This window comes from Lysobacter sp. Soil_C_15, assembly GCF_057657315.1.
Map to the genome: position 1 here is coordinate 1 of NZ_JBDGIR010000025.1, position 2,909 is coordinate 2,909.

Here is a 2,909-nt window from a genome sequence, read left to right on the forward strand (position 1 = left end):
GCGAGGCTGGGCATCGACGGTTACCGGGTGCTCGAAGTCGAAGCCACCGCCGGCAGCGAGCAGACGCACGCGCCCGAAGTCGCGCTGCGGCCCGAGCACCTGGCCTACGTGATCTACACCTCCGGCTCGACCGGCCGCCCCAAGGGCGTGATGGTCGAACATCGCCAGGTCGCGGCTCTGTTCGCCGCGACGCAGGCCGCGTTCGAATTCGGCCCCGACGATGTCTGGAGCGTGTTCCACTCCTTCGCCTTCGATTTCTCGGTGTGGGAGGTATGGGGCGCGTTGCTGTACGGCGGTTGCGCGGTCGTCGTGCCCTGGGAGTGCACGCGTTCGCCGGAGGACTTCCTCGCCCTGCTGGCGCGCGAGCGGGTCAGCATGCTCAGCCAGACTCCGAGCGCGTTCCGGCAGCTGATCGCCGCCGGCGCCGATACCGCGCCGCTGCCGGCGCTGCGCGCTGTCGTATTCGGCGGCGAAGCGCTGGATCCGCGCATGCTGCGCTCCTGGATCGAAGGCCATCCGCCGGAACGGGTGGCGCTGGTCAATATGTACGGCATCACCGAGATCACCGTGCACGCGAGCTATCTGCGCCTGCAGCGCGAGGCCATCGAGCGCGGCCACGGCAGCCCGATCGGCGAGGCTCTGCCGCACCTGCGCCTGTATGTGCTCGACGCCGCCGGCGAACCGGCGCCGGTCGGCGTGCCGGGCGAACTGCATGTCGGTGGCGCCGGCGTGGCGCGCGGCTACCTGCATCGGCCCGAACTCACCGCGCAGCGCTTCTTCGCCAATCCGTTCGTCGCCGGCGATCGTCTGTATCGCACCGGCGATCTGGCCCGCAGGCGCGCCGACGGCGGCCTGGACTATCTGGGCCGCAACGACTTCCAGGTGAAGATCCGCGGCCACCGCATCGAGCTGGGCGAGGTCGAGGCCGCGCTGCGCGGCATCGACGAAGTCCGCGCCGCCGTGGTCGAGGCGCGCGAGGACGCGACGGGAGAGCGCCGGCTGGTGGCCTACTACGAGGCCGCCGAGGCCGGAACCACGCCGCAGTCGCTGCGCGCCGCGCTGGCGGCGGCGCTGCCGTCCTACCTGGTGCCGGCGGCGTTCGTGCGGGTCGAGCGCTGGCCGCTGACGCCGAGCGGCAAGCTCGACCGTGCCGCGCTGCCGCCGCCCGACGCCGCCGCCGCCGTGCATCGGCCCTATCGCGCGCCGGACGACGCCTTGCGCCAGGCGCTGGTCGAGGTCTGGGCCGAGGCCTTGCGGGTGCCGGTCGAAGGCATCGGCGTCGACGACAACTTCTTCGAGCTCGGCGGCGACTCGATCCGCAGCATCGCGGTGGTGGCCGAAGGCCGGCGCCGCGGCCTGAACTTCGCCGTAGCCGAGCTGTTCCGGCATCCGACCGTCGACGCCCTCGCGCAGGCGATCGCCGCCGCCCCGGCGAGCGCCGGCGCCGCCGGGTCGGACGAGCCGGAGCCGCGCTGGTTGAGCGCCGAGTCCGTGCAGGACTTGCCGGAGGGCGTGGAGGACGCCTGGGACGCTACCTTGCTGCAGCAGGGGATGATCTTCCATGGCGAGTACGGCGGCGCACGCGGCGTGTACCACGACGTGTTCTCCTACCGCATCGACCTGCCGCGCTGGGACGAGGCGGCGATGCGGACCGCGCTCGACGCGATCGCGTCGCGCCACCCGGTCCTGCGCAGCGGTTTCGAGCTGCGCGGCGACGGCACGGTCAGGCAGTGCGTGCATTCGGCGGCGCGGATCGGGTTGCGATGCCGCGATCTGCGCAGCCTGGACGCGCAGCAGCAGCGCGCGGCGGTGCTCGAGTTCCTCGCCGAGCGGCGCGCACAGCCCTGGCCCCTGGGGCAGGCGCCGCTGCTGGCGTTCTTCGTCGACCTGTGCGCGGCGAACCGGATCCAGCTGACCATCGCCTTCCATCACGCGATCCTCGATGGTTGGAGCGTGGCGCTGATGCAGACCGAGCTGTTCGGCGAGTACTTCCGCGCGCTGGGCGTCGACGTGCCGGCGTCGCTTGCGCCGATAGTGCCGGCGAAAGCCGGCGTCTGGCTCGAGCGCCAGGCGCTCGGCGACGTCCGCCACGCCGAATTCTGGTCGGGCTATCTGGCCGACGCCGAGCCGACCGTCCTGGCCGATCTGCCGGGGGAATGGCCGCAAGGCGACGTGCGCAATCCCACCGTCGCGGTGCCGGCGCCGGTGGCGGCGCGCCTGGCGGCGCTCGCGGCGGGGCTCGGCGTGCCGCTGCGCTCGGTGCTGCTGGCCGCGCACCTGCAGGTGATCGGCGCGTTCGCCGGCACGCAGACGCCGACGACCGGGGTGGTTTGCAATACCCGCCCAGAAACCGCCGGCGGCGAGCGCAGTCTCGGCCTGTTCCTCAACACCTTGCCGCTGCGCGCGACGGCCGCGCCCGGCAGCTGGAAGCAGCGGATCCTGGCGGTGTTCGACGAGGAGAACCGGTTGGCCGAGCACCGCCGTTATCCGTATTTCCGCATCGTTTCCGAGCACGGCCATCGCGCCCGCCTGGACGCGGTGTTCAACTACGTGCACTTCCACGCCCATCAGGGCATCCACGACGCGGTGCGCGGAGGCTTGGCGCGGATGGAGGCGGGCGAGGTCGATACGATCGAGTCCACCGGCTTCGGCCTGACCACGACCTTCTCCGGCGCGGGCGACGGCCTGGCCCTGGCCTTCGATGCCGATCGCGGCCGTTTCGGCCACGCCCAACTGCTGCGCATGGCCGATGCCTACCTGCGCGTGCTCGAAGCGATCGCCGCCGACGCCGAGGCGCCGTGGCAGGACACGCCGGTGCTGTCGGCCGCCGAACGCGCCCGGCTGACCCTGGACTGGAACGCGACCGCCCGCGACTGCCCGCAGGAAGTGATGCACGCCGGTTTCGAACG

1 protein-coding gene is annotated in these 2,909 nt (G+C 72.3%); it reads left to right on the top strand.

Annotation, left to right across the window (positions count from 1 at the left end; translation table 11 throughout):
• Positions 1-2,909: amino acid adenylation domain-containing protein (locus AC3A57_RS22855; RefSeq protein ID WP_487580999.1), on the top strand; the 2,909-nt coding region annotated here is incomplete at both ends.